Here is a 6811-nt window from a genome sequence, read left to right as displayed (position 1 = left end):
CGCAACCGGGTGTACAGACTGGCGGCCCGGTTCGCGGCCAAGGAAGCAGTGATCAAGGCATTCGCAGAACCCGACATGCCGTTTCCCCTGCGCGAGATCGAGGTAACACGGGACGGTCCGCTGCCTCTGCTTCGTCTGAGCGGAGCGGTCGCCGAGCGGGCACAACACCAAGGCTGGCTCAGCTCGTCTTTGTCGCTTTCGCACGCCGATTGCCACGCAATGGCCGTCGTTCTCGTGGTCTGTAGTCCGGCCCAGTCCGAGTAGGAAACTTCATGCGCTAGCGCAGACTCGACTCGCCGTGCCCGAAACCCACAAAAGCGTTGTCGCGCTCGAAAACGACGTCCGCGAATGGATCGCCACCTGGAACGCCGACCCAAGACCGTTCGCGTGGACAAAGACCGCCGAAGAGATCCTCGCGACTCCCTCCACGAATACATCTCACGCATTTCCGGTGCGGGGCACTAGCGGATTCGGCGACTCTCAATCGACGTGATGTCCGATACGCGGAGGTGCTCCGATGGGGAAACGGCAGCTACCGGCAACACCGCGTTGCGGATCGCCGCCAATATCACCGGGTGATGGGCGGAATGATCGCCGGTGGGTGTGGCGATCAGGCGGGGCGGCTGCGACGTCCATTGCAGCCGGTCAAGGGTTGCCCGACCGCCTCTGGCAGTGAACTCCTCCGCATCCTCGGGCGAGGCAATCAGCGTCACGTCGGTTCCACGGTGGGCAAGCGTTGTCAGAACGTGCTCCGGCAGCCACACGAGTCCGACCCGGCTCAACACCCGCAGGACGTATCGCGGGAGGTGGTTGTGCATAAAGATCTTCGTCCGCTTCCGAGCCGGGTTGAAAAGTGCTATGAGGCGCGGTGTCCTGGATTCGGAGGGGCCGCCGCCCGTGTCACTAGCCGCGTTGGCGTGTAGCGCTTTTTTCCGGACGTTCCACTGCCGCAGCAAGGTGGGGGTGACGTGCCAATTCCACACCTGCGGGTTGACCAGGATCGCCGACCGCGCACCGATACTGCGGGCGGCTTGAGCGGCGTACCACGAGCCGGAGCAGATACCGACAAGCTCGAGTTGGCCGGCGTCTTGGCACGCATATCTGGCCACCGCTATCGAGTCGCTGATGTCAGCCTTGGAAAATATCCTGCGCCAAGGGTCCCGGTTGATCTGGCCCGACAAGCCCTGTCCTGCCGGGTCCCAGCGCAACGCCTGTGACCCGGCAGCTGCAATGCGACGTGACAATTCGACCCACTCCCGGGCGGGTCCAACGTGCAAGTCGTTGGCCGTCACGAAGAACAACACGGTCTTTGCGGGCGCGGGACTACGGCGTCGTGGCAGCGTGCGGATGGCGAATAGGCCGTTCGGCTCGATTCGTTCGATGCTTTCGAAAACGTCGACCCCGTCGGGACCTTCGGCCGGCATCGTCACCGTTGTCAGGTATTGGGGAACGGCGCGATGGGTGCGATTGGGAACGTTTCCGTCGATCCACTCGACGATCGAATCGACCGCGGTGAAAGGGATCGGTACCAACACATCCCTCGGCCGGGCGCATTCCGGCAGACCGCCGGTAATGATCGAATCAACCCCCTCGGCCGACGCCAGGGCGGTGATGCGCCCGTCGGTCTCGGCTGGTCGTCCCACCAGAAGTACGTTGTCGACGCCATGGGCGCTGACTGGATTGGCACCCATCCGCAGCGCGGCGAATTCTGCGGCGGTATGGTCGCTCAACCGCCCGCCCATGATTGACACTTCGCCGGGCGCAGGAGCGTCCTCGCCCACCGACACCCGGAACAGCGCGGTGTGTTCCCGAAGGTAACGCCTGCCCGTTCCATAGGGATCGAGGTAGACCACGCGCTTGACCGTGTGGGATTGGGCCAGGTACTCGTTGAGGATCAGGCACCCGGCACGTATGCCGATAGCGGTCGCCGACTCCGCGCCGATCAGCGTGAGGTAGTCGAGCGCGTGGCCCACGCTTGCCACCCAGTTGGCCACCGCGTCATCACGGACCTGAGCGTAGGCGGAATCACCCAAGCCCAGATAGTCAAAGCGCAGCACGCCGAAACCGCGGCGCGCTAGGCCCTCGGCGAGGACCCGTTGTAGTCGGACACTGTCCATCCCCTCCTTTCCGAGCGAACCACAGATCAGTACCCCGCCTCTGATCTGGTTATCGACCGGCAGATGAACCACGCCGAACAGTGGCGAATCAGACGGTCCGAAAAATGTCGGCACCTCTGTCGTCGTCAACGGCATGTTGCGCTGGCTCCATGGTCGGCTTCCGCCACTAGCGGATAGTCGTGCTCTTGATGTTATTTTGCTGATTTGCGACATTAGCGGTCACGAGTGCCGGCACGAGATTTTTACCGTTGCTGAACGGTGTCGACATGCCCTTGCTCCCGACGGCAACGTGGCTGGCGAAGGTCCGTCTGCACTAGCGTCGCGCGGGATTGCATGTACAACCCCGGATCCACGAGTTGGCCGGCAATGGTTGCTCCCATTCCGACGACAATCCTGCTGCCGACTACCGTCCCTGGGGAAACTTGCACGTTCGACGAAAGGAGGCAGTAATCGCCTATCTCTATGGGGCCGAGAGTGCAATCGTTGGTCTTCCGTAGCGTCCGGGCCGGCCAGCTCATCACGGAGATTCCGTGCGTGATTAACGTCGACCGCACACCACCAATTGCGCTGGTTGTCCCAACACGTATGCCACCGCTGCAATCGATGTAGTGGCGAGAAGTTATGTTGGAGTGGGGTCCCAGCTGCAGCAGACAAGGGGCACCCGCTTCGCCCAGCAGTCGAGAAGCGGTCACCCAGTTCCAATGCATGATCTCTGTGTGTTCGCCTAGCGTGAGCGTCGCCAGATCCCTTATGACATTGAATGAGCCGATATATGCTCCGCCGCCAATGTCGACGTGGCCGACCCTCAAGACCAAACATGGGCCGATGCGCACCCCATCGCCAATGGCCCACCCCAAGCGACGGAGCAGAGCATTCTTTAGCTCACTGGCAGGGAGCGCCGCCACAACAATCACTAGCGCATTACGTACACTCACGTGTAGTCCTTCCTTGATCTATCACAATCGGGCCATTCCCAGTCTTTTCTTTACGGATCCGCTCTTGTTGGATCAGCGCCATACCTGGAAAACTTATCGCCATTAGCGGTAAGTTGACCCCGGCCTTTCCCGGCACTTTTGCTGCCGGGAGCCTGATTGGTTCTCAGGCGGCATTGTACGGCGACCCGTTGAGCGTGATGCCCGACAGCGTGTAGGTCTCCCGCGGCGCGTTCGCAAATAGAACCGGCTTCTGCGAATGCTGCTGGATGGCAATGTTACGGAACACGATATTGCTGACTGCGCCCCCGTTTGCGGTCACCACCGCGATGTTGCTCGGCGCCGACTCGGTAGTGTTGACGACCGTGAGATCGGAGAAGGTGACGTTACTGGTAACCGCCTCGGGGTTCTGTCCGTAGGCTACGAGCGCTCCCATCGCGTCGCCCGGGGCCGTATTGGCCGCGGTCACAGTTCCGCCCTCGATGGTGACACCGTTGACCGACTGCAAGAAGAACGGGGCGCCCTCGGTGTCGACGAACACCCCGGCGCCGCTGGCGCCGGTCACTTGCACGTTGCGATACGTGATGTTCTCGCCGCCCCGTACCGTCACGCCATGGCCAGCCGTGGTGCCGTTGACGACCGGCGACTCGATGGTGATGTTGCGGCACGGCGGCTCGTTGACACCGACGAACTTCGGGCCATAGGAAACCACCGCGACACCGTCGTCGCCGGTGCGCTCGGTTAGCGGGTTGTTGACCTGGCCGTTGTTCGACCCGCGCGTCATATGGATACCGTCGGCGCGGCTGTCGCGCACCGTGACGCGGTTGAGCACAAAATTGCTTGCGCCGTCGAGGAGCACACCTGCACCTGCGGAGCCTGTGACTGTGATGTCATTGAGTCTGACTCCGTCGGCATGAAGAACGTAGAGCTTTTGTTGCTCGAGCCCGCTGTAGCGCTTGCCGCCGATCGGCGCGGTGAGGTTCAGGTTCGAGACCGAGACGCCATTCGCTCGGATCTCCACCGCCGAGGTTAGGTCGTTGGTGGCCGCCAACGTCGCGCCGTTTCCTTCGATGTGCACGTTTGGCACGGTGATGGTGACCACGCCACCGTGCGGGTAAACCCTGCGGTCCAGAGTCAGGGTGGCGCCGGGTTGCACATTGTTGAACATCGCCTGCAGAGTTGCCGTGTCATCACCGGACGTATCACTTCGGGCGGGCTCGACGCACCCAAAGGCGATGCCGGCGACAAAGGAGATCATCGAGATCATCGCGACCATCCCTAGCGCTGGCTTACTCATCGCAGTCCTCCGCGGGCCACGCACACCGGCCGCGAGTCGGGCGACACGACTATGCCCCCTGCTGGACCACGAGGCTCGCTCCGCGGAAGCGCCTCGTCGGTCTGCGGTCTGCTCTGCAAGCTGGTATCCCAATCTATGAATGCTTAGCGGCTGATCCGAAAACCCTAAGTTTGTTTTCGGCATTGAATTCCAACGTATAGTATAGTATTGACGTCATTCACTCAAGTGCGTTGCCGGTATACGAACAGATTGAGCGTGGCCCGGCCGCCGTACCTGCGGCCCATCACCGGGTGGCCAGCTTCGTTAGGAGGGGGCGGATTGTTTGGTTCGCCGGTGAACAAAGCTGCTGGTGAAGACATCGTACCCAGCGGCCGGGCGAAGCAACGTCTTAGCACAGAGCTATGCCCGACGCCGGCTGCGCGCTACGGCCAGATCCTCGAGCAGGGCTCGGTGTGACGAGCCTGACAACCGGCCGCCTGGACCGCGCCGCGGCACAGGTCGTCTTCGCCCTGACGCTGGCAGTTATTGTGGCCGTGGCACTTTGGTGGGGGTTTCTGCGTGAGAACGCGCCGACGCGCGCTGCGGGCATTCAGGTCCAAGCAGACTTCACCGCTATGCCCGACGGGCCGGCGCCGGACTATTTCGACGGCGGCCAGCCTATGACCACGGTGGTTAGTGACCCAGGCGACCAACTCAGAATTCAGCACGGTAGGTTGAGCTACCAACCCACAACGCAAGGGACCGCAACCGCGTTCTTGAGTTCGCCCGACCTCGGTTCGTCGGTAAAGGGTATGGGTGCGCGGTTTGTCTTCCGGCCCGGATCCGGTACGCCTGGCGCAATCGGCCTTACGGTGTCGCGAGGCATCAAGAAACGCTTTCCACCGGTAACCGGGTCGGTGCCGATTCACTTGGTGGTGACACCGATCAACTGGAACATCAGCGTCGTGCGGACTGACAACGCACCAGTGGAGGTGGTCGCGGCCGATAGTTTTCCACAACCACTGCGCGAAGACGGACAAACTGTCTACGAGGCACACCTGACCATCGACGGCGCTCAAGTCACCGTGGATTTGCCCGGAACTCACAGGATCGTGACAGATCCGCGCTTTTCGGAGTGGCAAGGAACTTTCGCCACGTTCGAGCTCTTCTCGAACCACGGAGCCACCGACTCGATCGGAGCTTTCGATGAGATCTGGGCCACGGGCAAGAGGGACTGAGGCATGACCGAAGGTTCGTCGATGAGCAAGGTCCGCGCCGTCTCGAGCGGCGCCCACCAGGTCTTCTGCGGTCTCAGCAACGGCCTGGTCATCTATGCCGTCGCGGTGGTGACCGTTGCCCAGAATTTCGGCCAGATCGCGGTGCTTTTGACGCTGCTCGCCGCGGCCATCGGCGTCCTTCGCGGTGCGTTGGGCACACCGCTCCTGTTGATGGCGGGACGCGCCCGATCTGACATCCGGCGGGAGGGCTCGTTCGCGTTCACCAGTGCCCTACTGGTCAGTCCCATCGTCGCGAGCGTCATGTGGGCGGTTCAGGGGTCAGGAATCCGTCTGCCGGCAATATTGATCATTGTTGCGACACCGTTCGTGCTTGTGAAAGATGTTCTACGACAAGTGGCCATCGCCGAAGGCCGTCCCCACGTTGCGACCCGCTGGGACGGCGTGTTTTTTGCCGGTTCGGCGGCGCTGTTGGTGGCGGCATGGCTGCACTTGTCGGCGGCAACCACCAGTTACCTCATCGGTGGATGGACCGCCCTTACCGTTCTTGCGTTGGTCGGCATGCTGATTGCGATTCGCATTGCCCCGCGGCTGAGACAGTGCCCGGCTTGGATTGCCAAGGGCTGGAAGGACCGAGCACGGTACGGCATCGACTCCGGCCTCCAGCAAACGACAGCGTTCGCGGTGCTGCTCTTCACCGCTGTCGTTGTGAGTCCCGGGGCCACCGCCGCACTGCGCGGTGCCACGGCATTGCTGGCACCCGTGGCCATCGTGGTGAGTGCGATTCAATCGGGGGTGATCGCAGAGAGCAAACGCCTAAACATGCCACCGGCGCAGACGTGGAGCGCTCTGGCCCGAATCACTCTGGTCTCGACGTCAGCGACAATCCTTCTTGGCCTGGTGCTGGCCCTCCTACCTGGCACTGTCGGTGAACTTGTGCTCGGCCCCACATTCGAAGCGACGCGAGCGATCATTTCCGTCGTCGCCTTTGGATATGCCATCGGAGCGTGGATCATTGCGCTCCCAATCTGGCTGCTAACCTCCAATCGAAGCGCTGATGCGCTCATGCTCAAGGCCAGTTACGCGCTGGTCATGGTCGTGACGGCACTCGGCGGTGCGGCGCTTTTCCGAACGGCGGTGGGGGTCGCGGTTGGTCTCGTGACAGCGACCACGTTCGTCACGGCGTTGGCACTGCTCCGGTTCAAGCCGTGGGCCACGCCGACCGGCCCCTCGAGACCGGACCGCCGCCAG

4 protein-coding genes and 1 pseudogene are annotated in these 6811 nt (G+C 62.3%); 3 read left to right on the top strand and 2 right to left on the bottom strand.

Annotation, left to right across the window (positions count from 1 at the left end; translation table 11 throughout):
* Nucleotides 1-264 (top strand): annotated as a pseudogene (locus ACLP9N_RS31020) (ACP synthase); the annotation flags it as partial.
* A 197-nt stretch (nt 265-461) separates the two neighbouring features.
* Here ACLP9N_RS31020 and ACLP9N_RS31015 read toward each other — a convergent pair.
* Nucleotides 462-2252, bottom strand: a complete 1791-nt coding sequence (locus ACLP9N_RS31015) for a hypothetical protein (RefSeq protein WP_442410969.1) — start codon at nt 2250-2252, stop codon at nt 462-464.
* 963 nt (nt 2253-3215) lie between these two features.
* Nucleotides 3216-4346, bottom strand: a complete 1131-nt coding sequence (locus ACLP9N_RS31010) for a right-handed parallel beta-helix repeat-containing protein (protein WP_442410968.1) — start codon at nt 4344-4346, stop codon at nt 3216-3218.
* A 452-nt stretch (nt 4347-4798) separates the two neighbouring features.
* Between ACLP9N_RS31010 and ACLP9N_RS31005 the strand changes: the two genes are divergently transcribed.
* Nucleotides 4799-5563, top strand: coding sequence for a hypothetical protein (locus ACLP9N_RS31005; RefSeq protein WP_442410967.1), 765 nt, complete (start codon nt 4799-4801; stop codon nt 5561-5563).
* Nucleotides 5564-5566: 3 nt separating this feature from the next.
* Nucleotides 5567-6811: hypothetical protein (locus ACLP9N_RS31000; RefSeq protein ID WP_442410966.1), on the top strand; the 1245-nt coding region annotated here is incomplete at its 3' end.

Source organism: Mycobacterium sp. (genome assembly GCF_052144515.1).
GTDB lineage: Bacteria > Actinomycetota > Actinomycetes > Mycobacteriales > Mycobacteriaceae > Mycobacterium.
Note: the sequence above shows the minus strand (reverse complement) of the source record. Positions and strands in the feature narration are given on the sequence as shown.